The organism is Streptomyces sp. BA2, assembly GCF_009769735.1.
Classification (GTDB): domain Bacteria; phylum Actinomycetota; class Actinomycetes; order Streptomycetales; family Streptomycetaceae; genus Streptomyces.
In genome coordinates, this window is the sequence record NZ_WSRO01000002.1 from 8,418,772 (window position 1) to 8,444,843 (window position 26,072).

The window sequence follows — 26,072 nt, forward strand, 5'->3', positions numbered from 1 at the left end:
TCGGTTCACGCGTCTGTCTCGGTTCACACGGGCTGACCGAACAGCTCCCTCAGTACATCCTCCATCGTGACCATGCCGGCCAGCCTGCCGTCCGAGCCGAGCACCGCCGCCACATGCGTGCGGCTGCCCCGCATCGCGGTCAGCACGTCGTCCAGCGGCGTGGCCTCCCGGACCTGGGCGATCTTCCGCATGTCCGGCACCCGGAACGGCAGATCGCGCGGCATCCGGTCGAGCGCGTCCTTGACGTGGAGATAGCCGACGATACGACGGCCGTCGTCCACCACGGGGAAGCGCGAGAAACCGGACTCCGCCGAAAGCCGCTCCAGCTCCTCCGGCGTCACGCCCACGCGGGCGTAGACCACGCTCTCCAGCGGGAGCACCACATCCCTCACGGGACGGCGGCCCAGCTCCAGGGCGTCGTGCAGGCGCTCCTGGGCGCGGTCGTCGATCAGGCCCGCGTCACTGGAGTCCTTGACCATCCGGGCGAGTTCGTCGTCCGAGAAGGACGCGCTCACCTCGTTCTTGGCCTCGACCCTGAGCAGCTTCAGAAGGCCGTTGGCGAACGCGTTGATCGCGAAGATGACAGGGCGCAGCGCCCGCGCGATCGCGACCAGCGGCGGGCCGAGCAGCAGCGCCGTGCGCACCGGCTCGGCCAGCGAGATGTTCTTGGGGATCATCTCGCCGAGCAGCATGTGCAGATACGTCGCGAGCGCCAGGGCGATGACGAACGAGATCGGGTGGACCAGACCGTGCGGCACCCCGACCCCGTCGAACAGCGGCTCCAGGATGTGCGCTATCGCGGGCTCGGCGACGATACCGAGCACCAGCGTGCACAGCGTGATGCCGAGCTGCGCGGCGGCGAGCAGCGCGGAGACGTGCCGCAGGCCCCACAGCACGCTCTCGGCACGCCGGTCGCCGTCCTCGGCGTACGGCTCGATCTGACTCCTGCGTACGGAGATGAGGGCGAACTCGGCGCCCACGAAGAAGGCGTTGACGACGAGGGTCGCCAGGCCGATCAGCAACTGGATGGCGGTCATCGCTCCTCCTCCTGGTGGTCGTCGTGCAAGGGCGCGTGCAGCAGGACGCGGGCCGCGCGGCGGCCGCGGGCGTCCACGACGTCGAGCCGCCAGCCGCCCACGTCCACGGTGTCGCCCTCGGCGGGGATGCGGCCCAGCTCGGTCGCGACGAGTCCGGCGAGCGTCTCGTACGGGCCGTCCGGCGCGCGCAGGCCGACGCGGGCCAGCTGGTCGGTGCGGGCCGAGCCGTCGGCGGAGTACCGCGTGCGGCCGTCGTCGTCCGTGCCGTCGGGGGCGATGTCGGGCGTCTCGTGCGGGTCGTGCTCGTCCCGCACCTCGCCGACGACCTCCTCGACGATGTCCTCCAGGGTCGCGACGCCGGCCGTGCCGCCGTACTCGTCGATGACCACGGCCATCGTGCGCTTCCCGGAGAGCCGGTCGAGCAGGCGGTCGACGGTCAGTGACTCCGGTACGAGGAGGGGCTCGCGCATCAGCTCGGCGACGGGGAAGCGGGCGCGGCGCTCGGCCGGTACGGCCAGGACGTCCTTGATGTGCGCGACGCCGACGACCGAGTCGAGGTTGCCGCGGTAGACGGGGAAGCGGGACAGACCGGTCGCCCGGGTGGCGTTCGCGACGTCCTCGCAGGTGGCAAGGACGTCCAGCGCCATGACCTGGACGCGCGGCGTCATCACGTTCTCCGCGGAGAGGTCGGCGAGGTTCAGGGTGCGGACGAACAGCTCGGCGGTGTCCGCCTCCAGGGAGCCCTCCTTGGCGGAGTGCCGGGCCAGTGCCACCAGCTCCTTGGGGCTGCGCGCGGAGGCCAGCTCCTCGGTGGGCTGGATGCCGAAGCGGCGTACGGAGCGGTTCGCGGTGTTGTTCAGGTGCGCGATGAAGGGGCGGAACAAGGCGCTGAACAGGCGCTGCGGGGTCGCCACCCGTTTGGCGACGGCCAGCGGCGACGAGATCGCCCAGTTCTTGGGGACCAGCTCACCGACGACCATCAGGAAGACCGTCGACAGGGCCGTGCCGATGACCAGGGCGATCGACGAGGCCGCCGATGCGGGGATGCCCATGGCGCGCAGCGGGCCCGAGATCAGCTTGGCGATGGAGGACTCGGAGAGCATGCCGACGACCAGATTGGTGACAGTGATGCCCAGCTGGGCCCCGGAGAGCTGGAAGGTGAGGTTCTTGACGGCCTTGAGGGCGCCGGCGGCACCGCGCTCGCCGCGTTCGACGGCTCGCTCCAGTTCGCTGCGCTCGACCGTCGTGAGGGAGAACTCGGCAGCGACGAAGACACCACAGGCCACCGAGAGCAGCACCGCCACGAGGAGCAGGAGCACTTCGGTCATCGGGTCACCTCCGTCCCATGATCAGGCAGGGACCGGGCGAATGCGCGATGTCGGGTACTAGGAGGCTCGCCCATGGGCGGACGCTCACACCTTTCGATGATGTTCGAGTGATCCGTCCATATTAAAGGAGGTGCTTCACCCAGCGGCTCCACGGCGGCTCGGGCGCGTAGCCCGCGGCATGCCAGGTGTGATGGGCCTGCTCATTGCGGTCAAGGACCATGGCGGTGCCCGTCCGGCGAGCGGGTTCCGTCGCCCGCCATGCCCTTCGGCTCGGAACGGAAACCTGCCATGAAAACTTTTTCTAGAAAAAGGCTCTAGTAACAGTCATGATTGGTCCAGAATCTCGTTCATGGTCAATCGCGAGTCCGAGCCGGTGCATCAGCCCGTGCCCGGCAACCCCTACGTCCAGCCGACGCCCCCGGCCCGCACCACGCGAAGGCTCGGCTTCGCCCTCGGTGCCGGAGCCGTCGCCCTGGTCCTGATCGGTGTGGGCTTCTACGCTGTCACGCAAGCAGACGGAGACGGGGACGGGAGCGGTTCCCGTGAGCCCGTCGCCGGGCAGACACGGGAATCGGCGGACGGCGGGCGGGAGTCGGCCGCCCCGGACCGGGATGCCGACGCCGACGCGAAGGACGACGGGTCGGCGGCCGTGATCGACGTCAACGCGGGGCGCAAGCCCGGCGAGGCCAAGGCCTGGCTCGCGATGAACGACCTCAAGCTGCCGGGCAAGGGCGCGCAGCTGCTCGACCTCTGGCACGTACCCGGAATCGTGGCCCAGGCCGAGCACAACGAGGTCACCGGCTACCGGACCGCCGACGGATCCAAGGCATGGACGGTGCCGCTGCCGGGCGCGGTGTGCGACACCCCGGTGAACCCCACACCGGACGGCAAGGTCGTCGTCGCGTACACGAAGCGGAAGTCCGAGGGGAACTCGCAGTGCGACCAGCTGCGGATGATCGACCTGAAGACCGGTGAGAAGGGCTGGCACAAGGAGCTCGTCGACCGCGGCTTCTGGGACGACACCAGCATGACCCACGTCGCCATCACGGGCAGCACCGTCATGGTCGACCAGAGCGCCACCATGCGCGCCTACCGGATCGGCGACGGCAAGCGGCTGTTCACGACCGAGCGGGAGCGGGAGGGCGGCTGCTCCCTCGACGGCGTCGCGGGCGGCTCGCGGCTGCTCCAGGTGGAGTCCTGTCAGCCGGGCAGTCCCAGCACGCACGGCCGCCTCAAGAGGCTCGACCCCCGCACCGGCGACGTCAAGTGGACCTACCGGACGAAGAAGGGCTGGAGCGTCCAGAAGGTCTACTCGGTCGACCCCGCCGTGGCCGTCGTCCAGAACCGCGACGACATGGACAAGTGGGCCGTCGTCACCGTCGACGACAAGGGAAAGCAGCGCTCCTGGATCAGTGTCGGCAAGGGCCCGCACAAGTTCGAGATGTGCGCCGGGGCGGGCGACTCCGGCGAGGGCGTGCAGAACTGTCCGGGAGCCGCCGTCGACGCGGACACGCTCTATCTGGCGAGCGAGCCCAAGGGCGGCATCCTCGGCCCGAACAAGATCGTCGCCTTCGACCTCCGCACGGGGAAGTCCAAGTGGTCCGGCTCGGTCGAGGGCGGGCGCCAGATCACGCCGGTCACGGTGGCCGGAGCCGACCGGCCCGGGGTGATCGCCTACGCGCGGGCGCAGGACGGCAAGAACGGGCAGACCGTGCGCTTCGGCCCCGGTGGCGGCAAGCCGGACGTACTGCTGAGGCACACCTCGTCGGCCCAGAGCATGGAAGCCGGTATGTACGCCGGCCACACCCTGTACGCCGACAAGCGGTTCTTCGTGACCCCCACGCGCCTGGACGGCAAGAGTCACGGCGGCAAGGGCGAGGAGGGCAACGCCCGCATGCTCGCCTTCGCCCGGTGACGCCCCCGGCAGCACAGCAGCAGACAGCCACACCCTCACCAGCAGTGGAGCCACGATGACGCAGCCGCCGCCCCCCGAGCAGTCCCCGCAGCACCCTCAGGGCCCCGGAGCTTTCGGCCCGCCTCCGCAGGGAGCCTTCGGCCCGCCCCCGCAGGGGCAGGCCCCGGGCTTCGGCCCGCCCGTCGCCCCGCCGCCCAGTGGCTTCGGTCCCCATCAGGTCTACCAGCCGATACCGGCGCCCGCCTCGCCACCGGGCCGAGGAAGCGGAGGAAGCGGCGGGGGCGGCGGAGGCAGACGGCCCGGTCGCCGCACCGCGATCGTCGTCTCCGTCGTCGCCGCGATCGCCCTGATCGTCGGAGGCGGCGTCTGGTACGCCACCTCGGCCGACGGCGGCTCGAAGGACAAGACCGCGGCCAAGCCGGGCGGCGACGGCGCGGCACCCAAGTACGAGAAGCCCAAGGAGAAGGCGCCCAAGGTCCCCAAGGCCTTCTTCTCGACCAAGGCCTTGCAGCCCAAGTTGCCGAAGGGGGAGACCACTTGGAAGGCCCAGGGGTCCTGGCTCACCGACAAGGTGTACGCGAAGGCCTCGGTCGAAGCGATCGTCGGCGTCGACGCCTCGTCGGGGAAGGGGCTCTACCGCCTGCCGAAGCCGGGGGAGTCGTGCGCGGGCTCCCCGGACGTCGGCAAGGGCAACATCGCCGTCGTCGTCACGGGGGCGAAAGTGCACGACGACAGGGGCTTCAAGGACGCGTGCACCGAGGTGACCGCCTTCGACGTGGACACCGGCGAGAAGCTCTGGACCAAGTCGATCACCGTCGGCTACCAGAAGGAGAAGACGGTCTTCAACCAGGTCACCATCAGCGGTGACACGGTCGCCGTCGGGGGCCTCTACGGCGGCGCGGCTTTCGACCTGCGCGGTGGAGACGTCCTGTGGGAGCCGAAGCAGGGGGACAAGTGCCGCGACGTCGGCTACGGAGGCGGCGAGCGGCTGGTGGCGGTCCGCTCCTGCGGTGACTACGGATCGGAGCGATTCCAGGTCCAGCTCCTCGACCCGGCCACGGGAAAGTCGAAGTGGACCCACAAGCTCCCCGCGGGCGTCCGAAGCCCCAGCGTGGTCTCCACCGAGCCGGTGGTCGTCGCCCTCGACTCCGGTGAGATCACGTCGTCCGGCGCCACGGACGTCTTCTCCCTCGACGAGAAGGGCGACCGGCGTACGAGGATCGCGCTGCCGGACGGCAAGTACCTGCACGAGTGCGGCACCGTGTCCGTCGTCCAGGACTGCAAGGGCATCGCGGCGGGCAACGGCAAGCTCTATGTCCCCACCAAACAGCGCGACGGGGCGAAGAAGTTCTCGTCGACGAACGACATCGTGGTCTTCTCCCTGGCCACGGGCAAGACCACGGGGGAGAAGGTGGAGGCGGGCGACAGCTCCCCCATCTTCCCGATCCGCATGGACGGCGGGAACGTACTCGTCTACAAGAGCGGCCCGTACGCACAGGTCGTCTCCCTCGACGGCAGGGATCTGAAGAAGGAGACGCTGCTTCTCGACGCCGGCACCCGGCCGAGCGCGCTGCCGCCCCTGATCTCCGAACTGCGCTTCCGCAGCAACAAGCTGTTCCTCAGCTCCGATCTGCTCGCCCAGTACTCCGGGGGCAAGGAAACGATCATGATGTTCGGCTTCGCGGCCAAGTAATCGCCTTCACGCGCCGGCGAGTACCTCCATGACGGGACCGAACGCCTCGAAGTACGGTTCGAGGACGGTGATGTACGAGAAGCCGTACCGCTCCCGCTGGGCGCGCAACTGGTCGGCGATCTGCCGGACGGTGCCGATCAGCAGGAGCGGCAGGCCGAGCGCCGCGTCCTCGGTGAGATGCGGGATGTATTCGATGACCTGTTGTACCGCTTTGCGGCGATCGCCGGTCACTTCGACCATCTGGATCAGCAGGTTCAGCTCCGCCGGTTCGGGGCGGCGCGCCGCGAACCGCTGGTAGACGGCGACGCGTTCGTCCAGTTCCTCGGGCGTGAGGTGGGTCATCTTCCCGCTGCTGTCACCACGGGCCGCCTTGGCGCCGGTGAACGCGGCGATGTCGGCGTGCTCGGCGGTGAGCTCCAGCATACGGTCGCCGTTGCCGCCGACGAGGATCGGCGGCCGGGGCTTCTGCCGGGGCTGCGGCTGGTGCTCGTCGGAGCCGAGGAGTCTGTCCAACTCCTCGATGGTGTGCCGGAGATGGCCCACGCGTTCCCTGGGCGTGCCCCAGGGCAGACCGGCCACGTCGTGCTCCGGTTTGACGTAGCCCGTGCCGAGCCCCAGCTCAAGGCGGCCACCTGTGAGCGCGTCCGTGGTGGCCACCTCACGGGCGAGCAGGGTGGGGTTCCAGAACGCGGCGTTCAGGACGAACGTGCCGACGCGGGGCCGCTCGGTGGCCTCGGCGGCGGCGACGAGCGAGGGGAACGGGGCGGGCATGCCGAGGTGGTCGGCGACCAGGATGACGTCGTAGCCGAGCGCCTCCGCCTTGCGGCACTTCTTGCGCCACTCGTCACCGGTGGAAGCGATGACCATGTTGACCCCGAAACGGAACGGGCGAGCCATGAACTCTCCTCATATGTACGAGCAGTTGGGCACAGCCGTCCAGTCCCTCACTCGTGCGCGATGGCCGCAAGGACATTCATGCGCGACGCGCGCAGGGCGGGCAGCAGAGCCGCCGCGAGGCCGACGACCACGGAACCGATCAGTACGGCGATCACCGTCGTCCAGGGGATCGCGAACGCCGTCATGCCCTGCAGCGCGAGCACCTGCTGCGCCGCGACGCCCCACACCAGGCCGAGCGCGAGCCCGAGCAGCGCGCCGAACACCGCGATCACCACGGACTCCAGGCGGATCATGCGGCGCAACTGCCGCCGGGCGAGCCCGATGGCGCGCAGCAGACCGATCTCGCGGGTGCGCTCGACGACCGACAGGGCAAGGGTGTTGACCACGCCGAGGACCGCGATGATGATCGCGAGGCCGAGCAGCGCGTAGACGAGATAGAGCATCACGGCGATCTGCTCGCGGATCAGTTCCTTGTAGTCCGCCTGGTCGCGGACCTGCACCTGCGGATACGGGTCGAGTGTCTTCTCAAGACGGTCGCGCAGCGTGTCGGGCTCCGTGCCCGAGGCGGCGTTCACGTACAGCGCGGAGTCCTGACCGCCCGGCACGAACTCCTCGACCGTCTCCATGCCGAAGAAGATCCCGCCCTCGACGCCGAACCCCTCGGCTCCCGGCTGGTCGGTGAGCGCGCCCACCGTCAGTTCCGTCTTGCGCCCGTCGGGGAACTCCACGGGCAGCTTGGAGCCCATCCGGGCCTTGTGGTCCCGCGCGAAGTCCCGCTGCATGGCGATGCTTCCGGGTGCGAGCGCCCGAGCGGTGCCGCCGTCGACGTACGTGACGCGGGCGACGTCGTCGAGGCGCGGGTCGTAGCCCGCAGCGGTCGTCTCCACGCTCTTGCCGTCCGGCATGGACACCTTCACGGGCGCGAACCGCTGGCGCACGACGAGCCCGGCACCCCCGGTGTCCTTCACCTTCTCGGTGATCTCCTGGGAGAAGGGCATGAAGTTGCTGTTCTGTACGACGAAGTCGGCGCCCAGCGTCTTGTCGATCTGTTCGTCGAACGACTTGGTCATCGACGCGCTCGCCACGGACATGCCGCTCACCAGGGCGAGGCCCACCATCAGCGCGGCGGCCGTGGCGCCCGTACGGCGTGGATTGCGCAGGGCGTTGCGCTGGCTCATCCGGCCGACCGAACCGAACAGGGCAGGGAACGCGCCGCCGAGCACCCGGATCACCGGGCGGACGAGGAGCGGTCCCGCGATGACGGTGGCGATCAGGGTGAGGACGAGGCCGAGACCGAGCAGCGACGCCGCCGACGAGGTCTTCTCCGCCGTGGCGCAGCCGACGAGCGCGGCCGCGCCCGCCGCACCGACCACCGCGCCGACCACGGCGCGGATCTTCAACGGCCGTCCCACGCCCGCGATCTCGGCGTCGGCGAGTGCCGCCATCGGCGATACGTGCGCCGCGCGCCGGGCAGGGAGATACGCCGCGACGAACGTGACGCCGACCCCGACGACGTACGAGGCGACGGGAGTTCCCCAGCCGATGACCATCTCGGTGGACTTCAGGTTCATCCCGAAGGCGCCCATCAGCTCGATGAGCCCGGCCGCGAGGCCGATCCCCGCCGCGAGGCCGACCGTGGAGCCGACCACGCCGAGCAGGAGCGCCTCGGTGAGCACGGAGCGGCGGACCTGCCTGCGGTCGGCGCCGAGCGCGCGCAGCAGGCCCAGTTCGCGGGTGCGCTGCGCGATCAGCATCGAGAAGGTGTTGACGATCAGGAAGATGCCGACCAGGACGGCGATCCCGGCGAAGCCGAGCATCACGTACTTGATGACGTCCAGGAAACCGCCGAGTTCGGACGCCGCGGATTCGGCCTGTTCGTCCGCGGTCTTCAGGTCGTAGCCCGAGCCGAGTTCGGCGGCGAGACGGCGCTTGAGCTCGGTGTCGCTCACGCCGGCTGAGGCGTCCACCGAGATGCCCGTCGCCGCGTCCTTGTCGCCCAGGAGTTCGCGCTGGGCGGTCGGGGTGTCCAGGAAGACCAGGGCCGCGCCGGGGTTGGTGGTGGTGAAGGTGACGATGCCGACGACCTCGACCTTGAACGAGCCCGGCGCGGCGAGCACCGTGAGGGTGTCGCCGATCTCCACGTCCTTCTTGTCGGCCGTGTCCGCGTCGAGCAGCGCCTGGTCCTTGCCGCGCGGTGCGTGCCCCGAGGTCAGCTCGACTGGGCTGCGGTCGGTGACGTACCAGTTCGTGGCGATGGTGGGGGCGCCGGTGGTGGGACCGACCGGGTCGTTCTCGCTGTCGACGACCGTGATGTTCTCGACGGCCGCGTCGACACGGGTCCGTGCGACCCCGTCGACCTCCTTGAGGCGGTCGGCGAGTTTCGCGGGGACCGTCGGCGTCTGCCCCGATGGCACCGCCTCGTCGAGGTTCTCCTTCGGCTCGACGGTCACATCGGCGGACGTCGAGGCGAAGAGCCGGTCGAAGGTGCGGGCCACCGTGTCCGAGAAGATGAGGCTGCCCGCGACGAACGCCACCGAGAGGATCACGGCGAGCGCGGAGAGCAGCAGCCGGCCCTTGTGCGCGAGGAAGCTCCTGAGTGTCGCCTTCAGCATGGCCGCGGACCGCCTCAGTCCCGGTCCGGCGCGCTGTCGGCGCCCTGACCGCCGTCGGCTTCGGCCTGGCTCTCCTGCGGCATCGCGTGGATCACGTCGAACCGTTTGAGGCGTTCCAGGACCGACTCCGCCGTCGGGCGCGGCATCTCGTCGACGATGCGGCCGTCCGCGAGGAAGAGCACCAGGTCGGCATGGGCGGCGGCGCCGGGATCGTGGGTCACCATCACGACGGTCTGCTCCAGCTTGTCGACGGCCTCGCGCAGGAAGCCGAGCACTTCGAGACCCGCGCGCGAGTCGAGGTTGCCGGTCGGTTCGTCCGCGAAGATCAGCTCGGGGCGCGAGGCGAGCGCCCGCGCGCACGCCACGCGCTGCTGCTGGCCGCCGGAGAGCTGGGCGGGCCGGTGCTTGAGGCGGTCGCGCAGGCCGAGCGTCTCGATGACGTGGTCCAGCCAGTCGCGGTCGGGGCGCTGGCCCGCGATGTCCATGGGCAGCGTGATGTTCTCGGCGGCGTTCAGGGTGGGGATGAGGTTGAAGGACTGGAACATGAATCCGATGCGGTCGCGCCGCAGCTGCGTCAGCTCCCGTTCCTTGAGGCCCGTGATCTCGGTGTCGCCGAGCCACACCTGACCCGCGGAGACCGTGTCGAGCCCGGCGAGCAGGTGCATGAGCGTGGACTTCCCCGAGCCGGACGGACCCATGACCGCGGTGAAACGGCCGCGCGCGATGTCCACGTCGACCGAGTCGAGGGCGAGCACGGTGGTCTCGCCCGAGCCGTACGCCTTGGTCAGACCGCGTGCCCGTGCGGCGACCTTGGTGGGCTCCGCAAGGCCTGTGGCCGAAGCCGAAGCAGGTGTGGACAAGGCCGCCTCCTGGGTCGTGGCCGCTCCAACTCCCGTAATCCTGCCGAGAGTAGAGGGTCCGGCCGGGTGCCGGTATCCCTCCAAGGTCGTGAACCGGAGACGTATGTAAGGGGCATCGGCCCGGTGCTCGCCCGGCCCGTCCGCGCGCCCCTGCGCGCTCCCGCTGCCCTCTTGCCGGTGCTAGCGCCCCGGCGCTAGCTTGAGGGCATGGCGAAGACCCAGCTGAACGTGCGGGTGGACGAAGGCACCGCCCGGGCCGCGCGCGAGCGAGCGCTCGCCCGCGGGATGAGCGTGAACCGCTACATCGAGGAACTGGTCAAACAGGACGCGGGCGAGATCGGCCACACCTTCGTCGAGGCCGCCGCCGACTTTATGAAGCAGTACGAATCCGTCTTCGCCGAAGAGTTCGGTGCTGAGCGCGAGGGTCGTCGTTAAGCCCTTGAACCTCAGAATCGATCTTGCCTGGCTGTTGATGATCGCCGAACACAAGACGCCCGGAGACCCGCAGGTCACCGACTGGGGTGCCCTGGTGGCCGCCGTCAGCCGGCACGAGGCGGAGATCTTCGGCGTGCCCGTCTACGAAAGCCCGCACGACCGCGCCGCCGCCCTGCTCCAGGTCCTTCTGCACATCCCGGCCCTGGAACGCTCCAACGCCCTCTTCGCCTCGTCCGCCGCCTACGCCTATCTGGTCGCAAGCGGCGTCAAGGTCGTCACCTCGCCCGAGCAGGTGCGCGAACTGGCCCGCCTGGTGAAGGAGGACGGGGCGAGCGTGCACGCCATCGCGGAGGAGCTGCGGAAATGGAGCCTCTAGCCTTCGGGCGCCTTGTGGGGAGCCGTCGCCCGGCGGGACCTCAGAGGCCGGTGGCCCGCGGGTGCCGCGGCTCGTACAGGCCGACCTCGCCGCCGCCCGGCAGCTTGAAGCGGGTGAGCAGGCCCCAGCCCGCGTCGGTGACCGGCTGGGTGAACTTCACGCCTCCGGCGGTCAGTTCCCGCACCGTCGCCTCCACGTCGTCGCACATCAGATACAGCTCGTGCGATTCCGGACCCGGCGTGGGATGGACCGCGGCCTCCGCCGGCGGCAGCTTGAAGATCAGCCAGCCGCCGCCCGCGTCGACGTGGGGGTACTCCAGTACGTCCCGGAAGAAGGCCCGGTCGGCTTCGGCGTCGTTGCTGTAGATGATGAGGTGCGCGCCATTGATCATGCGGCGAGGATAAGTTCGGCGGGAGAGAGCCGCATTCCAGGAGGACGCCCATGCCTGCCGCCATCCAGCCGATGATCATCACCCCGGATCTCGACCGCCTGCTGCGCTTCTACCAGGAGCTGCTCGGGGCCGAGGAGGTGTCGAGGACTCCGGAGGAGGGGCCCGCGTTCTTCGTGGATCTGCGCATCGGCGACTCGGAGCTCGGCGTGGTCTCGGACACGAGCGTGCCGCTCGACACCCCGCAGCGCATTCTGCTGAGCGTGGCGGTGCAGGCCGTCGACGACCTCCTGGAGCGGGTGGACTCCCTCGGCGGTGAGACGCTCGGGCCTGCCAACGACATGCCGTGGGGGCAGCGGGTCGCGCACATCAAGGACCCGGACGGCAACGCGGTCAACCTCACGCAGCTGATCTGAGGCGCCGCCACGGGTCAGTCGTCGGTCTCCGGCCGCCGGGCGGTGCCGAGCACGCAGTAGGAGGGAGGCAGCCGCGGACCCTTCGGGGGCACGAGCAGCCTCCGGTACGGGCCGATCTCGAAGCCCGCGGCGCGCAGGGCGGCCAGGGGGTCCCGCGCGACGTGACAGCCGCCGAAGAGCAGGGGCCAGACCGTGCGGTCCAGAATGCGCTGCGTGGCCGCCATCGCCGCGCCCGGAGCCACGCCGTGCTCGAAGAACCGCAGCTCGCCGCCCGGCCGCAGGACGCGCCGCAGCTCGCCGAGCGCACGGGGCACGTCGCGCACGCTGCACAGCACCAGCGAGGCCACGGCGCCGTCGAAGGCCTCGCTCTTGACGGGCAGCGCCTCGGCGGCGCCGGGCACGACGTCGACCGGTACGTCGGCCCGCACCGCCGCGGACGCGGCCAACTGGCGCAGAATACGCTCCGGTTCGATGGCCACGACCTCGGAGACCGCCGCCGGATAGTGCGCGAAGTTCAGGCCGTTCCCCGCGCCGACCTCGATCACACGACCGGAGAGACCGGCGAGCAGCTCTTTGCGGTACGTGGCGATGAGACGCTCGGCGGCCACGCTCTGACGGGCGTAGAACCGGGCGAAAACGGGATGGTGCACCGCGTCCCGTGACGCGGCTTTGGCGAAGCGAGGTGACATGGGCCCTCCTCGACGGCACGAGCGGATACCGCAATGGTGCCCCGGCACGGCCGGTTTCCCCCTACGCCGACGCGGACGACCCACTCGCGCCGCCCTGCGCGCGAGGCCTTCGTGACAGGTGGGCGCCGAGGTGCGGCACGAGGCGCCCCCGCGCACCGGGTCTGCCGTCCGGACCTCAGTGGGTAGCCCCGAGCGCCGGTCCTTCCGGTGTCTCGCGCGTGGTGAACGCCGCTTCGTCCCACCTGCCGCCCAGCTGCGGCGCCAGCCAATCGTGCGCCCGGGCCCGGAAGTCGGCGCGCGCGAGGGAGCCCGCGCCCTGCGGTACCGCGCCGAGCAGCGGTGCGTCCGCCGCCCGTGGCAGGTCCGCCAGGTTGCAGCGCGATGCCAGGTCCGGGGTGGCGGGCCAGTTGCCGATCGTCACGCCCAGGGGGGCGAGACCGCGGGCTCGCAGTGCCTCCGCCGTGAGTGCCGTCGAGTTCAGCGTGCCGAGTCCCGCCGGCGCGACCACCAGGACCGGGGCCGTCAGGAGACGCGCCGCGTCGGCGAGGGTGGCGCCCTCGTCGTCGTAGTGGACGAGCAGACCGCCCGCGCCCTCGACCAGGACCAGGTCGTGCTCCGTCGACAATTTCTGCGCCGCCTCGGCCACTTCGTACGGTCGCACCGGCTCCATGCCCGCCCGCCGCGCGGCGGTGTTCGGCGCCAACGGCTCGGGGAAGCGGGCGAGTTCGAGGGTCGTGATCTCGTCGCCCGCCAGCCGCTTCACCTCTTCCGCGTCGCCCGGCTCGCCGGGTGCCACCCCCGTCTGCGCGGGCTTGAGCATCGCGACGCTGCGCCCCGAGGCGAGCGCGAGGGTGGCCACCGCCGCAGTCGTCACCGTCTTGCCGATCTCGGTGCCCGTCCCGGACACCACGATGACCGTCACGTCAGCCCTCCTTCGCCGCCGCGCACACCGCGCGCCCGATCCGTGCCACGTCGTCGTCGCTCGTGATGAACGGCGGCATCGTGTAGATGAGGTCGCGGAACGGCCGCACCCACACTCCCTCGCGCGTCGCGGCGCGGGTGGCGGCCTCCATGTCCACGGCGTGGTCCAGCTGTACAACACCGATCGCGCCGAGCACGCGTACGTCACGGACGCCCGGCAGTGCGGCCGCCTCGGCCAGCGTGCCGCGCAGGCCCGCCTCGATGCGTTTGACCTCGGTCTGCCAGTCCTGCCCGAGCAGCAGCTCGATCGAGGCGGCGGCCACCGCGGTGGCCAGCGGATTGCCCATGAACGTCGGGCCGTGCGCCAGGACCGGCACCTCGCCCCGGGAGATGCCGTCCGCGACCCGCGGCGTGCACAGCGTCGCCGCCAGCGTCAGATAGCCGCCGGTCAGCGCCTTGCCCAGGCACATCACATCGGGCGTGACACCGGCGTGGTCCGCGGCGAACAGCGCGCCCGTACGGCCGAACCCCGTGGCGATCTCGTCGAACACGAGCAGCACGTCGTGCTCGTCGCAGGCCTCCCGCAGCACCCGCAGATAGGCGGGGGAGTGGAACCGCATACCGCCCGCCCCCTGCACCACCGGCTCCACGATCACACCGGCGAGCTCGTCGGCGTGGCGCCCGATCACCTCCCGCAGGTGGTCGGCGTAGGCATCGTCGTACGCCTCGAAACCCGCGGGCGGCGCGTCCGCGAACACCTGCTGGGGCAGCGCCCCCTGCCACAGCTCGTGCATGCCGCCCTTGGGGTCGCACACGGACATGGGCTGCCAGGTGTCCCCGTGGTAGCCGCCGCGCCAGGTCAGCATCCGCCGCTTGGCCGGGCGGCCGAGCGAGCGCCAGTGCTGCAGGCACATCTTGACCGCGACCTCGACCGACACCGAACCGGAGTCGGCGAGGAAGACATGCTCGAGCCCGTCCGGCGATATGTCGACAAGACGCTTCGCGAGGCGGACGGCGGGCTCATGGGTGAGCCCGCCGAACATGACATGGCTCATCCGGTCCAGCTGGCCGCGCACCGCGTCGTTGAGCACGGGGTGGTTGTAGCCGTGGATCGCCGACCACCAGGACGACATGCCGTCGACCAACTCGCCCCCGTCGCCCGCGAGTCGCAGCCGCACACCACTCGCCGCCTCTACGACCAGGGGCTCCTGGCGGCCAGGCATCGGGCCGTACGGGTGCCACACGTGACGGCGGTCGAGGTCGAGCAGCTCGGGCACGGAGAAGTCAGGCATTGGGCGCCAGATCCGTTCCCGCGCCCCGGCGGCGTACCGCCACCAGATCCGTGCGCGCCTCGGACGTCTCACCCTCCGCGGCCACGACCGGCTCGGGCTCGGACGAGCCGCACGGCCCGCAGCCGCCCCCGCCCTCGCCGTGCGACCCGCACCCCGCGGCCGCCAGCGCGTCCGCGCGGTGCTCCGGCAGCGTCACCGTGTCCGTGCCCTCGACCTCGAAGCCGGCGTCCGCGATCATCTCCAGGTCGGTCTTGCCTGCCTGGCCCTCACTGGTCAGGTAGTCGCCCAGGAAGATCGAGTTGGCGAGGTGCAGCGCCAGGGGCTGCATCGTGCGCAGGTGCACCTCGCGGCCGCCCGCGATGCGGACCTCCACGTCGGGGCAGACGAAGCGGACCATCGCGAGGATGCGCAGGCAGCGCTGCGGGGTGAGGTTCCACTCCTTGGCGAGCGGGGTGCCCTCGAAGGGGATCAGGAAGTTGACCGGCACCGAGTCAGGGTCGAGGTCGCGCAGCGCGTAGACCACGTCCACCAGGTCCTCGTCCGTCTCGCCCATGCCCGCGATCAGACCCGAGCAGGCGGAGAGGCCCGCGGCCTGCGCCTGCTGCACGGTGTCCACGCGGTCGGCGTACGTGTGGGTCGTGGTGATCTCGCCGTACGTCCCCTCGGACGTATTGAGATTGTGGTTGTACGCGTCCGCGCCCGCCGTGCGCAGTTTGTCCGCCTGGCCCGCGGAGAGCAGCCCGAGGCACGCGCACACCTCGACGCCTTCGTTCTGCTCCTTGATCGCCTCGATGGTCTGTGAGACCCGGTCGACGTCACGGTCGGTCGGACCGCGGCCACTGGCGACCAGACAGACCCGCTTGGCGCCGCCCGCCACCCCGGCCGCCGCGGCCTGCGAGGCCTCGTCGGGCTTGAGCCAGGTGTACTTGAGGATGCCGGCCGTCGAGCCGAGGCGCTGCGAACAGTACGAGCAGTCCTCCGGGCAGAGGCCCGACTTGAGGTTGACCAGATAGTTGAGTTTCACCCGGCGCCCGAACCACTGCCGCCGTACCTTCCCGGCGGCGGAAACCACGTCGAGAAGCTCGTCGTCGGAGGTGGCCAGCACGGCCAGCGCCTCTTCACGGGTCGGCAGCTCGCGCCGAAGCCCCTTGTCCACCAGCGTGTTCAGCAGATCCATGGCGCTGATCCTTACGTACGAGAGCCTCGCTTTCCAAGGAGAGTTCGCACAACAGAAACGCTGAGAGGTGTGGGTATTGCCACATCCTGGCCCGGTGGCCGGACGGCTAGGGTCTGTGCACTGTCTACAAACCGGCCAATCCTTACGACCCGGAGGGGACCCATGGCGAGCTCGCCGTTCGACTGGATCGACGAGCAGGCGAGCCTGCGCGCACGGGCCGGACTCGTCCGCACCCTGCGCCCCCGCCCCGCCGACGCGGGCGGTCTCCTCGACCTGGCCAGCAACGACTACCTGGGCCTGGCAAGGCACCCCGAGATCACCGAGGGCGCGGCAGCCGCGGCCCGGCGCTGGGGAGGCGGAGCGACCGGTTCGCGCCTGGTGACCGGCTCCACCGAACTGCACGCGGAACTGGAACGCGAGCTCGCCGAGTTCTGCGGCTTCGAGGCCGCTCTGGTCCTTTCCTCCGGATATGCCGCGAACCTCGCCGCCGTCACCGCCCTCGCCCCGCACGGTTCGCTGATCGTCTCGGACGCGGGCAACCACGCCTCGCTGATCGACGGCTGCCGCCTGGCGCGCGGTACGACGCAGGTGGTGCCGCACGCCGACCCCGAAGCGGTGCGCAAGACGCTGGACGCGCACGCGGGGCCCGCGGTCGTCGTGTCGGACACGGTCTTCTCGGTCGACGGCGACGCGGCTTCGCTGACCGAACTCAGTTCTGTCTGCGGGGAGTTCGGTGCCGGTCTCGTCGTCGACGACGCCCATGGGCTCGGTGTGCTCGGGGACGGCGGCCGTGGCGCCCCGCAGGCGGCCGGACTCGCGGGCACCGCCCACACCGTGGCCACGGTCACCCTGTCGAAGTCCTTCGGCAGTCAGGGCGGTGCGGTCCTCGGGCCCGCCAAGGTCATCGACCATCTGGTCAACGCGGCCCGGACGTTCATCTTCGACACGGGGCTCGCTCCCGCCGCCGCGGGCGCGGCACTCGCGGCCCTGCGGCTGCTTCGCAGGGAGCCGGAGCGCGCCGCGCGGGCGCGCTCGGTCGCGGCCGAGCTGCACGAACGCCTCACGGCGGAAGGTCTCACGGCGGTACGCCCCGACGCCGCCGTCGTCTCCGTACGCGCACCCTCACCAGAAGCGGCCGTGCGGTGGGCCGCCGACTGCCGGGGCGCGGGCCTCGCCGTCGGCTGCTTCCGTCCGCCGTCGGTGCCCGACGGCATCTCACGGCTGCGGCTGACCGCCCGTGCGGATCTCACCGACGCACAGATCGCCGATGCCGTACGAGTGATCAGCCGCGCCGCACCCCGGTAGTCACCGGAGGCCGTGGACGAAGGCCTCCCATGTCGCGGGTGAGAAGAGCAGGGCGGGCCCTGCCGTGTTCTTCGAGTCGCGCACGGCGAGCAGCCCCTGCTTCGGCCCTGAAGCGAGAGGGGCTGTCTCCACGCAGTTGTTCATGCCGTTGCTGCGGCTACTGCGGTACCACCGTGCGCCGTGCAGAGATGTGCTGGAAGGTACGTGCCGAGGCAGTGCAGTCATGGTGCCCCCTTACGCGCCGTCACGTATCCCGGCGATGTGATCCGTTGATTCCTCGGGTGAAAGTGCCTTTCTCTGAAGGGAGTTGAAGGCCTCCGTGTATGCCTGAAGGTCTTCTTTCCGTTCGAGGTAGAGGCTACTCGTCAAGTGGTCGAGAACAACCACATCCAGATCAGCAATGTTCGGAAATGAGAAGATAACGAAAGAGCCGATGAGACCCACGTGCTCTCCGGCGGCGAACGGCAGCACCTGAAGTCGTACATGGGGCAACTGTGCGGCTTCTAGTAACCGTTTCAACTGACCCGCTAGCACCTGGTTGCCGCCCACCGGCCGGTGCAGCACCGCCTCGTCCAGAATCACGCTCAGTCGCAGCGGCGGAGCCGTGCGCAGTACGTCCTGACGTGCCAGACGCACCTCCACCAGCGTGTCCACCTGCTCGTCCGGCAGCCCGTCGAGCGCGGCCCGCGTCACCGCACGCGCGTAGTCCGGCGTCTGGAGAAGGCCGGGCACGACGGTGGTCTCCAGGGTGCGCATCCGACAGGCCTGTGACTCCAGGCTGATGAAGTCGCGGTATGCGGGCGGCAGCAGCTCGCGATAGGCGTGCCACCAGTGGCGGCGTCCACCGTCGTCGTCCGAGCCCGCCAATGCCACCAGCAACTGGCGGAGTTGGGGGTCCCCCACCTCGTACGCATCGAGCAGCAGTCCTACGTCGGCCGCCTTGACGCTGCTACGCCCCGTCTCGATCCGGCTGACCTTCGACTGATGCCAGCCGACCCGGCCCGCCGCCTGGCCGCTGGTGAGCCCGGCGCGCGTGCGCAGCGCACGCAGTTCGGCGCCGAGTTTCCGGCGGCGCACCGCGGGACCGTACCGCATGTCCGTCTCCTTCCCGACGGAGTGTTCCCTTTTCCGGCCTCCCCGAGCCTCTTCAGGGGCGACAGTAGAGGAAGCGCCGACCTCGCGCCCAAATACGGTCTCTCGTAGCAGAGTTCACCGCTTTGAGCGACAGATATATGCACATCTTGGTGGATGGACACCTGTGAGGGGTCCAAGAGTGGCAGGCTGGCGCGAAGCACCATTCCGGGACTGTCCTCGTGCCTTCGCTACGGGTCGGAGCCGAGCCCCGGTGGGAAAGGGACAACGTCGCCATGGCAGACCTTCAGGAAGCATCCGTCACCCTGCCGAGCGATCCTGCCTCGGTCTCCGCGGCCCGCAAATACGTCTCGAGCATCCTTGCCGAGTGGGGCCTGCCGGGCGAGACCGAAGCGGCCGACACGGTCCGGCTCATCGTCTCCGAACTGGCCACGAACGCCGTCCAGCACACCCGGGGCGAGTCGCCCACCTTCAGGGTGGACATCGAGCTGGACCGGGACGAGCAGCTGCGCATCGGCGTGACCGACAGCCATCCCCGCTACCCCAAGCGGCTGCCCGCCGCAGTCCAGCAGGACAACGGCCGCGGCCTGGTGATCATCCGCTGGCTGACCATGGAGTGCGGCGGCAGGCTGTCGGTCGCGCCCACCCCCGAGGGCGGCAAGACCGTCTGGATCGCGCTGCCGTGGACCGCGCCGGTCCGCGACGGGGCCACGGCGCCCTCGGCCTCGCCCTCACCCCGCTGAGCGTCCGAAGGCACCCCGGAGCAGGGCCCGGAAGGTGTCCGCCGCCGGATGCGGCTCGTCGACGCGGTGGACGACCGAGATCGTGCGGCGCAGACTGCCGGGCTCCAGCGGCCTCGTCCCCACCGGTGTCGCCGCCGTCCGCGCCACCATCTCCGGTACGACGGCGACGCCGAGCCCGGCGCTGACGAGCGCGCACACCAGCGCGTAGCCCGGAGTCTCGACCAGGACCGAGGGCGTCGCGCCGGCCCGCACGAGCGCGGACTCCACGCCCTGCCGTGGCGGATGCGTCGGCGCCATGCTGATGAGCGGCTGACCGGCGAGCTCGCTCAGGGGCAGCCGCGAGGGGGAGTTCGCGAGCGCGTGTCCGGGGGAGGTCACCAGGACGAGCTCCTCGACCAGGATCGGCTCCGCGGTCACGGACGCGGGCAGCGGCACCGGATCCGCGGGCTCGTACGTGTGCGTGAGGGCCAGGTCGACCTCGCCCGCCGCCACGGCCGCGATGCCGAGCGGCGGTTCATAGCCCCGTACCGTCAGATCGATGTCCGGATGGGCGCGGCGGAACGCGGTCAGCGCGGGCGGCACCAGATGGATCCCGGCCGTGGTGAAGGTCCCCACGCGCAGCCTGCCGCCGGAAAGGCCCGCAAGCTGGGCCAGTTCGTGCCGGGCCTGCTCCATCTCGTCAAGGACCCTGCGCGCCCGCGCGAGCAGCAGCTCACCGGCACCGGTCAGCCGTGCGCCACGGTGGTGCCGGACCAGGAGCGCGGTGCCCGCCTCCCGTTCCAGCTTGGCCAGCTGCTGGGAGAGGGCGGGCACGGTGTAGCCGAGGCGTTCGGCGGCGCGGGTGATCGACCCGGCCTCGGAGACCGCCACCAGTGCGGCGAGCCGCGTCGGGTCGTACATGGTCTCTCCCGGTGCAGGAGCCGGCGGGAGGTGCGGTGTCCGTCGGCGTGGGGCTAAAGGCCTGCTTAAGGCAGACCCAGGATATTCCACATACCTGCTGAAGGCAGAAGTACGCCAGCCTTGACGCCATGGACGCACAACTGGTCGCCTTCACCGGAGTCGCCGCGGGCATGGTCGCCATGCCGGGTGCCGACTTCGCCGTCGTGGTGCGCAACGCCCTCGCCTCCCGCCGCGCCGGGGTCACCTGCGCGATCGGTGTGGCGGGCGGGCTCCTGGTGCACACGGCGCTCGCGGTGGCCGGGGTCGCGGCGGTCCTCGCGGCGGTTCCCACGCTCTTCCGGGCGTTGCAGGCCGCGGGCGGGGCCTATGTGCTCTACCTCGGGTATCGCGCGCTGCGGTCGGCGGCGCGGCCGCTGGAGAGCTTCGGCGCCCGGGAGGGTGCGGGACAGGAGGCGGTCGGGGGCAGCCTGCGGCAGGGGTTCTTCACCAACGCCCTCAATCCCAAGGCGCCCATCACCTTCCTCAGCGTGCTGCCCCAGTTCGTCCCCGCGGGCAGCCCCGCGATGCCGAGGACACTGCTGCTCGCGTCCATCATCGTGGCCCTCGCCCTGGTGTGGTTCCCGGTCGTCGCGCTCCTGGTCGACCGCCTCGGGCGGTGGTTGCGCAGGCCGCGCACGGCCCGCGCCATCGAGGGCGGCACCGGCGTCGCGCTCAGCGTGCTCGGCCTGGTGCTCCTCACCGAGGCCCTGGTCGCCTGATGTCGTGCGACGTGCCCGATGCCTTGCCGTCGTCGCCCTCGTCCTCGTTCTTGTCCGCCGCGCCACGCACCAGGAGGGGGAGCAGGCCCCACAGGCCCGCGCACACCACCAGCGTGCCCGCGCTCGCGATGATCCCGCCGGTCCTGCCCACCGCCACGTCGACGACCAGGAGTACGGCGCCGGAGACCGCGAACACCAGGACCCCCAGACCGACGCCGGCGAGGCGGGACGACACCCGCACGATCAGCGGCTTGGCGTGCTGCCCGAACAGCCACCTGTGCACGGCGGCCGGAGCGGTGAACAACGCCGCGGCGAGGACGGCGAGCAGCAGCGTGGTCACGTAGGTGGCGCGCTGCATCGTGTCGAGCGAGGGGAAGCGCTCGGTGAAGGCGAGCGTCAGCAGGAACGCGAAGAGGATCTGCACCCCGGCCTGCGTGACCCGCAGTTCCTGGAGGATCTCCGAGAAATTGCGATCGGCACGTTCGAAGCGCGTCTCGTTGCGCGATGGTTCACCCGCAGTGGAAGAACTGTTGTTTTCGGCCATGGCGCACGAGTATCCGCGTCGACGCGCTCCACGCCTGGCGGGCGCGCCGATCAGAGCGCCGACTGAGCGCCGACTGAGCGGTGGCCGAGCGCCGACCGAGCGGCGACCGAGCGGTGGCAGCGGCCGTGAGGCCACCGCCACCGCCCTCCGACAGGTCAGCTACCGGGGATCAGTGACGGGCCATCAGCGCACCCGGCCGTACGAGACGCTCTTCGTCCAGATCTTCTCGAGCCGCACCACGGTGTTCGACTTGGGGGCGTGCCAGATCCGGCCCTTCCCCGCGTAGATGCCTACGTGGTAGACGTTCCGGCCCGAGTGGAAGAAGACCAGGTCGCCGCGGGCGCGGTTGGACGCGGAGACGTGGCGGGTCTTGTTGTACTGCTGTCCGGCGGTGCGTGGCAGTTTCTTGCCCGCGCGCTTGAACGAGTACTGCGTCAGGCCCGAGCAGTCGAACCGGTTGGGCCCCGTCGCTCCGTAGCGGTACGGCGAGCCCTTCTTGGAGGCGGCGATCTTGAGCGCCTTCGTCCCGTGTGTCGCGGCCTCTGCCTCCGACGTGAGCCCCGGGGCCACGAGGGTGCCGCCTACGACGGCGAGCGTGAGGGCCGATACGGAACCGGCCCTGGTGAGCAGCGACGGAACATGATTCAGCGCGGTCATGCGCAACCCTTCGTCAACCGCCTGTGAAGGATGACCTGTCGGATTCGGGCTGACAAAGTTGCCCGGCCGCGGTGTGCGGCTTCACCCCAAGGGTCGTCGTCCGGACCTTCCGGACCGACCCGTCATGCCTGGGTCCTCCACTCCTGCCGATGCACCGATGTCGACCGGTCATCCGGGCGGCGGCAGGATTCGGCGTCCGCCCGGACCGCCCCGCCGCTGTGGCGGGGGCTTGTCGTCGGAAGGGATCTTGACCCGTCAAGGGCAAGAATTCCGAGCCGAAACGGCGTTTTGTGAGGCTCCTCACGGCTGAACCGTTCGGGTGGACAAGGTCGGTTTCGGGATCCGGTCACGGCACCAGACGATCGTTCGACCAGCACCGGAACGAGGAATTCCGGCCCCCGCGTACACATCTGACGCAACTGAAGACGGCCCGAACAACGACGCATGTCTACGCCGAACGAGGTAGCCCGTTTGGTTCGTTTGAGATCGGCCCCGGACGCCTCGGGCTTCGGAGGAGGAGGTGACGGGTGCTCAGGACGGCGACGAGGGCGGCACGATGACCCGTCCGGACCGCCGCTCTCCGTCGAGGACCCGCAGTGCCCGGGCCAGTGTCGGTGCGTGCACGGCGCTCTCGCCCCGTTGATGCATGAGCGTCAGCGCGTCCCGCAGGGCACTGGCCCTGCCGACGAGGGCCTGGGCGGCGCGCAGTCCGCCGTAGGTGTCCGAGGCTCGGGCGGGGTTGATCCGGCCCACCAGGTCGACCACTTCGAGGTAGCGGTCGATCAACTCGCCCTCGGCGCGGGTGAGTGCGGGCAGCGGAGGGAGCTCGGGTGGCAGCATCGGCGGTTCACCCCGCGTCCGGCGTGCGCAGGGACGACTTGCGGCTCGGGATGATCCGGTCCACCAGGCCGTAGTCAACTGCCTCGGACGCACTGAGGATCTTGTCCCGCTCGATGTCGGCCGCGACGCGTTCCGCGCTCTGGCCCGTGTGTTGGACGAGCAGCTTCTCCAGTTGAGCGCGGGTGCGCAGGAGTTCGTCGGCCTGGATCGCCAGGTCGGACGTCTGGCCGTGGACCGGCTCGGCGAGCGAAGGCTGATGGATCAGCACCCGGGCGCCGGGCAGCGCGAACCGTTTGCCGGGGGTGCCCGCGGCCAGCAGGACGGCGGCCGACGACGCGGCCTGCCCGAGGCACGTCGTCTCCACGTCGCAGGTGACGAACTGAATAGTGTCGTAGATCGCGGTCATCGCGCTGAACGAGCCGCCGGGGGAGTTGATGTAGAGCGCGATGTCGCGGTCGGGCGCCAGATATTCGAGGTGCATGAACTGCGCCATCACGTCGTTGGCCGACGTGTCGTCGATCGGCGTCCCCAGGAAGACGATGCGTTCCTCAAAGAGCTTCGAATACGGATCGAGGGTCCGCTGCCCCGTGCTGGTGCGTTCGGTGAACTCGGGCAGGACATAGCGGGCGAACGGTCGGTTCATGGCACGTCTCTCCTCTGCCGGGGTCGGCTGCTCCCCAAGGCTTCCTGTAAAAAATGTACAGGACGTACGTAACCTTGGTGGGGGCATGTTCGGGGGATCCGGCGACGTGGGCATACTCCGCCTCGTCGCGATCTCCGCCGCCCCGAGCCGAAAGCGCCGTCGTATGAGCCCTGAAGCCTCCGAGCTCGTCCACCTCACCGCCCGCGAACTCGCTGCCAGGATCCGCGCCCGCGAGCTGTCCGCGCGCGAGGTCGTCCAGGCGCATCTGGACCGGATCGAGCAGGTCGACGGCGCCGTGAACGCGGTGGTGACCCTCGTGGCGGAGCGCGCGCTCGCCGAGGCGCACACCGCCGACGAGGCCGCCGTGCGCGGTGCGCCGCTCGGCCCGCTGCACGGGCTGCCCGTCGCCCACAAGGACACGCACGACACCCGTGGCATCCGGACCACCTACGGGACGCCGCTCCTCGCCGACAACGTCCCGGACCGGGACGAGCTGATCGTCGAACGCATCCGGGGCGCCGGGGCGATCACCGTCGGCAAGACCAACGTCCCCGAGTTCGCGGCCGGTTCGCACACCGTCAACCCGGTCTTCGGGGCCACCCGCAACCCGTACGACCTTCAGCGATCGGCGGGCGGCAGCAGCGGGGGAGCGGCCGCGGCGCTCGCGTGCGGCATGCATCCCCTGGCCGACGGCAGCGACATGGGCGGTTCGCTGCGCAACCCCGCCTCGTTCTGCAACGTGGTGGGCCTGCGCCCCTCGCCGGGCCGGGTGCCGAGCTGGCCGGAGACCGCCCCCTGGTCGACCATGGCCGTGCAGGGGCCGATGGCGCGCACGGTCGCCGACGCGGCCCTGCTGCTGTCCGTCGTCGCGGGGCCCGACCCGCGCTCGCCGATCGCCCTGGAGACGCCGGGGAGCGCGTTCGGCGGGCCGCTGGAGCGGGACTTGAGAGGGCTGCGGATCGCCTGGTCGCCCGACATGGGAGGAGCGGTGCCCGTCGACCGAGAGGTCAGCGACGTGCTCGCACCCGCTGTCGCGGCCTTCGCCGGCCTGGGGTGCACGGTCGAGGAGGCCTGCCCCGATCTGTCCGGCGCCGACGAGGTGTTCCGGACCTTCCGCGCCTGGCAGTTCCACCTGGCGCTCGGTGGGCTCCTGGAGACCGCGGCGGACCGGATCAAACCCAGCCTGGTCCGGAACGTACAGCAGGGGCGCACGCTCACCGGCCTCGACCTGGAGCGGGCCACCGTGCTGCACGGCGAACTGTTCCACCGGGTGAGGGAGTTCTTCGAGCGCTACGACGCGCTGGTTCTGCCGACGAGCCAAGTCCTGCCGTTCCCCATCGATTTGGAGTATCCGGACAAGGTCGACGGGGTGCCGATGGAGGACTACCTGGACTGGATGCGCTCGGCGTACCTGGTGTCCGCGACCGGCAGCCCGGCCCTGTCGGTGCCCGCCGGATTCAGCCAGGTCGGACTGCCGGTAGGGCTGCAGATCGTCGGCCCGCACCGCGGCGACCTACGGGTTCTGCAGATCGGTCACGCCTTTGAACAAGCCACCGGGCACGGCGAGCGCAGGCCGGGGCTGAGCGTTACGCGGTCGGACGGCCGGGTACTCGGGCGCCATGAATCGTTTGGAGCATCTGGACAAGAGCCTCGTCGATGAACTGACGCGCGCGGCCCGCGAGGCCGTACGGGACGAACTGAGGGAGCAGACGCGCAAGCAGCGCCGCAAGGCCGCGCTGTACGCCGGTGCGGGGGCCGTCGGCCTCTACGCGGGCGCCGCGCTGGCCCTCGCCATCGGCCTCGCGCTGGCTCTGGGGCTACCCGACTGGGCGGCCGCGCTGATCACCGCGGTGGTGCTCGGTGTCGTGGCCCATCTGTTGCGGAGCGCGGCCCGCCCTTCCGCGGAGCGCCCTTCCACTGACGGTCCTTCCACGGACCGGCCCGCCGCGGACCTGCCGTCCGTGGACGGGCCGTCCGTGGACGGGCCGGCCATGAGCCCTCCGCCCATGACACCGCCGACGCCTGAACGGCCGACGTCGCCGCCGACCGTCGACGCGACGCGCCCGGGCGGCGTGGATCCCGAGGCGCCGCACCGTCGTGAGCCGTGAGCCGGGACACCTGACCAGAGATGTTTGGCCAACGGCTTACGGGCCACCCGGGGGATCGAGGTGGCTGTATTGAACACATCGTCGGATCCAGAGAAGAAGAAGGCGGGTTCACAGAACTCGCGGAATTCAACCGAACACGCGGAACGCGGCGGGGCGAAGCGCCGCCCCGGCCCCATGGAGGTGCTGCGCACAGCACGCACCCAGCTCACTGAGCTCACCGGGATGGCCGTCGAGTCCGTGTCGTCCTTCGAGCAGACCGAGGACGGCTGGACGCTCGACATCGAGGTCCTGGAGCTCTCGCGGGTACCGGACACGATGAGTCTCCTCGCGAGCTATCAGGTGCAGTGCGACCCGCAGGGCGAACTCCTCGGCTACCGGCGCATCCGCCGTTACGAACGCGGTCGCGCCGACACCCACAAGGCCGGCGGCCGCTAGAGCCGCAGCGC

The 26,072-nt window shown here is 70.5% G+C and carries 28 protein-coding genes, 1 pseudogene and 1 riboswitch; of the genes and pseudogenes, 11 read left to right on the top strand and 18 right to left on the bottom strand.

Translation table 11 applies throughout. The features are described 5' to 3' along the window. Positions 1-23 precede the first annotated feature (23 nt). The 3 genes and pseudogenes from E5671_RS40310 to E5671_RS46625 form a co-directional block, all read right to left on the bottom strand. Positions 24-1,037 carry a hemolysin family protein gene (locus tag E5671_RS40310; RefSeq protein ID WP_160509164.1) on the bottom strand — a complete coding sequence of 338 codons (1,014 nt, stop codon included), beginning with the start codon at positions 1,035-1,037 and terminating at the stop codon, positions 24-26. Next, positions 1,034-2,365, bottom strand: coding sequence for a hemolysin family protein (locus E5671_RS40315; protein WP_160509165.1), 1,332 nt, complete (start codon positions 2,363-2,365; stop codon positions 1,034-1,036). Before E5671_RS40315 ends, E5671_RS40310 begins: the two co-directional genes overlap by 4 nt. A gap of 121 nt (positions 2,366-2,486) precedes the next feature. Then, a pseudogene (locus E5671_RS46625) lies at positions 2,487-2,600 on the bottom strand (GNAT family N-acetyltransferase); the annotation flags it as partial. Between the two features lie 114 nt (positions 2,601-2,714). Here E5671_RS46625 and E5671_RS40320 point away from each other — a divergent pair. Together E5671_RS40320 and E5671_RS40325 are read left to right on the top strand one after the other, a co-directional pair. Beyond that, positions 2,715-4,280, top strand: a complete 1,566-nt coding sequence (locus E5671_RS40320; RefSeq protein WP_160509166.1) for an outer membrane protein assembly factor BamB family protein — start codon at positions 2,715-2,717, stop codon at positions 4,278-4,280. A gap of 55 nt (positions 4,281-4,335) precedes the next feature. After that, positions 4,336-5,973 (top strand): outer membrane protein assembly factor BamB family protein, encoded by a 1,638-nt coding sequence (locus E5671_RS40325; RefSeq protein ID WP_160509167.1) that lies wholly within the window; start codon positions 4,336-4,338, stop codon positions 5,971-5,973. A 6-nt stretch (positions 5,974-5,979) separates the two neighbouring features. On the opposite strand, the gene E5671_RS40330 is transcribed toward E5671_RS40325, so the two are convergent. The 3 genes from E5671_RS40330 to E5671_RS40340 are packed head-to-tail and all read right to left on the bottom strand — an operon-like array spanning position 5,980 to position 10,342. Further along, complete coding sequence (locus E5671_RS40330; protein ID WP_160509168.1) at positions 5,980-6,870, bottom strand: LLM class F420-dependent oxidoreductase; 891 nt, start codon at positions 6,868-6,870, stop codon at positions 5,980-5,982. A gap of 47 nt (positions 6,871-6,917) precedes the next feature. Beyond that, a complete protein-coding gene (locus tag E5671_RS40335; RefSeq protein WP_160509169.1) occupies positions 6,918-9,482 on the bottom strand; it encodes an ABC transporter permease in 2,565 nt (854 codons plus the stop codon). A gap of 14 nt (positions 9,483-9,496) precedes the next feature. Continuing rightward, entirely contained in the window at positions 9,497-10,342 is an 846-nt protein-coding gene (locus tag E5671_RS40340; RefSeq protein WP_160509170.1) for an ABC transporter ATP-binding protein, read from the bottom strand. Positions 10,343-10,549: 207 nt separating this feature from the next. Between E5671_RS40340 and E5671_RS40345 the strand changes: the two genes are divergently transcribed. Next, positions 10,550-10,777: an antitoxin gene (locus E5671_RS40345; RefSeq protein ID WP_160509171.1), complete on the top strand. Its 228-nt coding sequence runs from the start codon at positions 10,550-10,552 to the stop codon at positions 10,775-10,777. A 4-nt stretch (positions 10,778-10,781) separates the two neighbouring features. Beyond that, on the top strand, positions 10,782-11,153 hold the full coding sequence (locus tag E5671_RS40350) for a fic family toxin-antitoxin system, toxin component (protein WP_202121450.1): 372 nt from the start codon (positions 10,782-10,784) through the stop codon (positions 11,151-11,153). Between the two features lie 40 nt (positions 11,154-11,193). Here the strand turns inward: E5671_RS40350 and E5671_RS40355 are convergent, their stop codons facing one another. After that, positions 11,194-11,544, bottom strand: a complete 351-nt coding sequence (locus E5671_RS40355; protein ID WP_160509172.1) for a VOC family protein — start codon at positions 11,542-11,544, stop codon at positions 11,194-11,196. A gap of 50 nt (positions 11,545-11,594) precedes the next feature. On the opposite strand from E5671_RS40355, the gene E5671_RS40360 reads away from it, so the two are divergent. Then, on the top strand, positions 11,595-11,957 hold the full coding sequence (locus E5671_RS40360) for a VOC family protein (protein WP_237330345.1): 363 nt from the start codon (positions 11,595-11,597) through the stop codon (positions 11,955-11,957). Positions 11,958-11,971: 14 nt separating this feature from the next. Here the strand turns inward: E5671_RS40360 and E5671_RS40365 are convergent, their stop codons facing one another. The 4 genes from E5671_RS40365 to bioB all read right to left on the bottom strand — a co-directional run bounded on the left by E5671_RS40365 (position 11,972) and on the right by bioB (position 16,036). Continuing rightward, complete coding sequence (locus E5671_RS40365) at positions 11,972-12,646, bottom strand: class I SAM-dependent methyltransferase (RefSeq protein WP_160509173.1); 675 nt, start codon at positions 12,644-12,646, stop codon at positions 11,972-11,974. A gap of 175 nt (positions 12,647-12,821) precedes the next feature. Continuing rightward, entirely contained in the window at positions 12,822-13,568 is a 747-nt protein-coding gene (bioD, locus tag E5671_RS40370) for a dethiobiotin synthase (protein ID WP_160509174.1), read from the bottom strand. A gap of 1 nt (position 13,569) precedes the next feature. Beyond that, entirely contained in the window at positions 13,570-14,859 is a 1,290-nt protein-coding gene (locus tag E5671_RS40375) for an adenosylmethionine--8-amino-7-oxononanoate transaminase (protein ID WP_160509175.1), read from the bottom strand. After that, the gene (bioB, locus tag E5671_RS40380; protein ID WP_160509176.1) at positions 14,852-16,036 is read right to left on the bottom strand and encodes a biotin synthase BioB; all 1,185 of its coding nucleotides are present in this window, start codon (positions 16,034-16,036) and stop codon (positions 14,852-14,854) included. The genes E5671_RS40375 and bioB overlap by 8 nt, the downstream gene beginning before the upstream one ends. A gap of 162 nt (positions 16,037-16,198) precedes the next feature. Here bioB and E5671_RS40385 point away from each other — a divergent pair, with 162 nt between their 5' ends. Further along, positions 16,199-17,341, top strand: a complete 1,143-nt coding sequence (locus E5671_RS40385) for an 8-amino-7-oxononanoate synthase (RefSeq protein ID WP_160509177.1) — start codon at positions 16,199-16,201, stop codon at positions 17,339-17,341. Here the strand turns inward: E5671_RS40385 and E5671_RS40390 are convergent, their stop codons facing one another. Continuing rightward, positions 17,342-17,566 carry a DUF397 domain-containing protein gene (locus E5671_RS40390; RefSeq protein WP_160509178.1) on the bottom strand — a complete coding sequence of 75 codons (225 nt, stop codon included), beginning with the start codon at positions 17,564-17,566 and terminating at the stop codon, positions 17,342-17,344. 9 nt (positions 17,567-17,575) lie between these two features. After that, entirely contained in the window at positions 17,576-18,436 is an 861-nt protein-coding gene (locus E5671_RS40395; protein WP_160509179.1) for a helix-turn-helix domain-containing protein, read from the bottom strand. 272 nt (positions 18,437-18,708) lie between these two features. On the opposite strand from E5671_RS40395, the gene E5671_RS40400 reads away from it, so the two are divergent. Next, positions 18,709-19,176, top strand: coding sequence for an ATP-binding protein (locus E5671_RS40400; protein ID WP_160509180.1), 468 nt, complete (start codon positions 18,709-18,711; stop codon positions 19,174-19,176). On the opposite strand, the gene E5671_RS40405 is transcribed toward E5671_RS40400, so the two are convergent. Beyond that, the gene (locus E5671_RS40405; RefSeq protein WP_160509181.1) at positions 19,165-20,076 is read right to left on the bottom strand and encodes a LysR family transcriptional regulator; all 912 of its coding nucleotides are present in this window, start codon (positions 20,074-20,076) and stop codon (positions 19,165-19,167) included. The genes E5671_RS40400 and E5671_RS40405 overlap by 12 nt on opposite strands. Positions 20,077-20,204: 128 nt before the next feature. Here E5671_RS40405 and E5671_RS40410 point away from each other — a divergent pair, with 128 nt between their 5' ends. Further along, positions 20,205-20,834 (top strand): LysE family translocator, encoded by a 630-nt coding sequence (locus tag E5671_RS40410; RefSeq protein ID WP_160509182.1) that lies wholly within the window; start codon positions 20,205-20,207, stop codon positions 20,832-20,834. Here E5671_RS40410 and E5671_RS40415 read toward each other — a convergent pair. The 4 genes from E5671_RS40415 to E5671_RS40430 all read right to left on the bottom strand — a co-directional run bounded on the left by E5671_RS40415 (position 20,812) and on the right by E5671_RS40430 (position 23,518). After that, positions 20,812-21,378: a DUF6328 family protein gene (locus E5671_RS40415; RefSeq protein WP_237330346.1), complete on the bottom strand. Its 567-nt coding sequence runs from the start codon at positions 21,376-21,378 to the stop codon at positions 20,812-20,814. The two genes, E5671_RS40410 and E5671_RS40415, sit on opposite strands and share 23 nt — an antisense overlap. A gap of 183 nt (positions 21,379-21,561) precedes the next feature. Then, positions 21,562-22,035 (bottom strand): C40 family peptidase, encoded by a 474-nt coding sequence (locus E5671_RS40420; RefSeq protein WP_160509183.1) that lies wholly within the window; start codon positions 22,033-22,035, stop codon positions 21,562-21,564. A gap of 3 nt (positions 22,036-22,038) precedes the next feature. Continuing rightward, positions 22,039-22,231, bottom strand: a riboswitch (cyclic di-AMP (ydaO/yuaA leader). Between the two features lie 335 nt (positions 22,232-22,566). Continuing rightward, positions 22,567-22,875: a hypothetical protein gene (locus tag E5671_RS40425; protein ID WP_160509184.1), complete on the bottom strand. Its 309-nt coding sequence runs from the start codon at positions 22,873-22,875 to the stop codon at positions 22,567-22,569. A gap of 7 nt (positions 22,876-22,882) precedes the next feature. Next, positions 22,883-23,518 carry an ATP-dependent Clp protease proteolytic subunit gene (locus tag E5671_RS40430; protein WP_160509185.1) on the bottom strand — a complete coding sequence of 212 codons (636 nt, stop codon included), beginning with the start codon at positions 23,516-23,518 and terminating at the stop codon, positions 22,883-22,885. A gap of 163 nt (positions 23,519-23,681) precedes the next feature. Between E5671_RS40430 and E5671_RS40435 the strand changes: the two genes are divergently transcribed. The 3 genes from E5671_RS40435 (at position 23,682) to E5671_RS40445 (ending at position 26,061) form a co-directional block, all read left to right on the top strand. Then, positions 23,682-25,178 carry an amidase gene (locus E5671_RS40435; protein ID WP_160510734.1) on the top strand — a complete coding sequence of 499 codons (1,497 nt, stop codon included), beginning with the start codon at positions 23,682-23,684 and terminating at the stop codon, positions 25,176-25,178. Continuing rightward, positions 25,138-25,626 (top strand): phage holin family protein, encoded by a 489-nt coding sequence (locus tag E5671_RS40440; RefSeq protein ID WP_160509186.1) that lies wholly within the window; start codon positions 25,138-25,140, stop codon positions 25,624-25,626. The genes E5671_RS40435 and E5671_RS40440 overlap by 41 nt, the downstream gene beginning before the upstream one ends. A gap of 69 nt (positions 25,627-25,695) precedes the next feature. After that, complete coding sequence (locus E5671_RS40445; RefSeq protein ID WP_160509187.1) at positions 25,696-26,061, top strand: gas vesicle protein GvpO; 366 nt, start codon at positions 25,696-25,698, stop codon at positions 26,059-26,061. The last annotated feature ends 11 nt before the right edge of the window (positions 26,062-26,072 follow it).

What these genes read in the sequence shown, in the direction of transcription:
- E5671_RS40365 (WP_160509173.1), bottom strand. Translation starts at nt 12,646, where the DNA reads ATGTCACCTCGCTTCGCCAAAGCCGCGTCACGGGACGCGGTGCACCAT.
- E5671_RS40415 (WP_237330346.1), bottom strand. Translation starts at nt 21,378, where the DNA reads ATGGCCGAAAACAACAGTTCTTCCACTGCGGGTGAACCATCGCGCAAC.
- E5671_RS40430 (WP_160509185.1), bottom strand. Translation starts at nt 23,518, where the DNA reads ATGAACCGACCGTTCGCCCGCTATGTCCTGCCCGAGTTCACCGAACGC.
- E5671_RS40440 (WP_160509186.1), top strand. Translation starts at nt 25,138, where the DNA reads ATGAATCGTTTGGAGCATCTGGACAAGAGCCTCGTCGATGAACTGACG.
- E5671_RS40410 (WP_160509182.1), top strand. Translation starts at nt 20,205, where the DNA reads ATGGACGCACAACTGGTCGCCTTCACCGGAGTCGCCGCGGGCATGGTC.
- E5671_RS40405 (WP_160509181.1), bottom strand. Translation starts at nt 20,076, where the DNA reads ATGTACGACCCGACGCGGCTCGCCGCACTGGTGGCGGTCTCCGAGGCC.
- E5671_RS40395 (WP_160509179.1), bottom strand. Translation starts at nt 18,436, where the DNA reads ATGCGGTACGGTCCCGCGGTGCGCCGCCGGAAACTCGGCGCCGAACTG.
- E5671_RS40425 (WP_160509184.1), bottom strand. Translation starts at nt 22,875, where the DNA reads ATGCTGCCACCCGAGCTCCCTCCGCTGCCCGCACTCACCCGCGCCGAG.
- E5671_RS40390 (WP_160509178.1), bottom strand. Translation starts at nt 17,566, where the DNA reads ATGACTGCACTGCCTCGGCACGTACCTTCCAGCACATCTCTGCACGGC.
- E5671_RS40355 (WP_160509172.1), bottom strand. Translation starts at nt 11,544, where the DNA reads ATGATCAATGGCGCGCACCTCATCATCTACAGCAACGACGCCGAAGCC.
- E5671_RS40400 (WP_160509180.1), top strand. Translation starts at nt 18,709, where the DNA reads ATGGCAGACCTTCAGGAAGCATCCGTCACCCTGCCGAGCGATCCTGCC.
- E5671_RS40420 (WP_160509183.1), bottom strand. Translation starts at nt 22,035, where the DNA reads ATGACCGCGCTGAATCATGTTCCGTCGCTGCTCACCAGGGCCGGTTCC.
- E5671_RS40320 (WP_160509166.1), top strand. Translation starts at nt 2,715, where the DNA reads ATGGTCAATCGCGAGTCCGAGCCGGTGCATCAGCCCGTGCCCGGCAAC.
- E5671_RS40325 (WP_160509167.1), top strand. Translation starts at nt 4,336, where the DNA reads ATGACGCAGCCGCCGCCCCCCGAGCAGTCCCCGCAGCACCCTCAGGGC.
- E5671_RS40315 (WP_160509165.1), bottom strand. Translation starts at nt 2,365, where the DNA reads ATGACCGAAGTGCTCCTGCTCCTCGTGGCGGTGCTGCTCTCGGTGGCC.
- E5671_RS40375 (WP_160509175.1), bottom strand. Translation starts at nt 14,859, where the DNA reads ATGCCTGACTTCTCCGTGCCCGAGCTGCTCGACCTCGACCGCCGTCAC.
- E5671_RS40310 (WP_160509164.1), bottom strand. Translation starts at nt 1,037, where the DNA reads ATGACCGCCATCCAGTTGCTGATCGGCCTGGCGACCCTCGTCGTCAAC.
- bioB (WP_160509176.1), bottom strand. Translation starts at nt 16,036, where the DNA reads ATGGATCTGCTGAACACGCTGGTGGACAAGGGGCTTCGGCGCGAGCTG.
- E5671_RS40385 (WP_160509177.1), top strand. Translation starts at nt 16,199, where the DNA reads ATGGCGAGCTCGCCGTTCGACTGGATCGACGAGCAGGCGAGCCTGCGC.
- E5671_RS40335 (WP_160509169.1), bottom strand. Translation starts at nt 9,482, where the DNA reads ATGCTGAAGGCGACACTCAGGAGCTTCCTCGCGCACAAGGGCCGGCTG.
- E5671_RS40345 (WP_160509171.1), top strand. Translation starts at nt 10,550, where the DNA reads ATGGCGAAGACCCAGCTGAACGTGCGGGTGGACGAAGGCACCGCCCGG.
- E5671_RS40330 (WP_160509168.1), bottom strand. Translation starts at nt 6,870, where the DNA reads ATGGCTCGCCCGTTCCGTTTCGGGGTCAACATGGTCATCGCTTCCACC.
- E5671_RS40360 (WP_237330345.1), top strand. Translation starts at nt 11,595, where the DNA reads ATGCCTGCCGCCATCCAGCCGATGATCATCACCCCGGATCTCGACCGC.
- E5671_RS40435 (WP_160510734.1), top strand. Translation starts at nt 23,682, where the DNA reads ATGAGCCCTGAAGCCTCCGAGCTCGTCCACCTCACCGCCCGCGAACTC.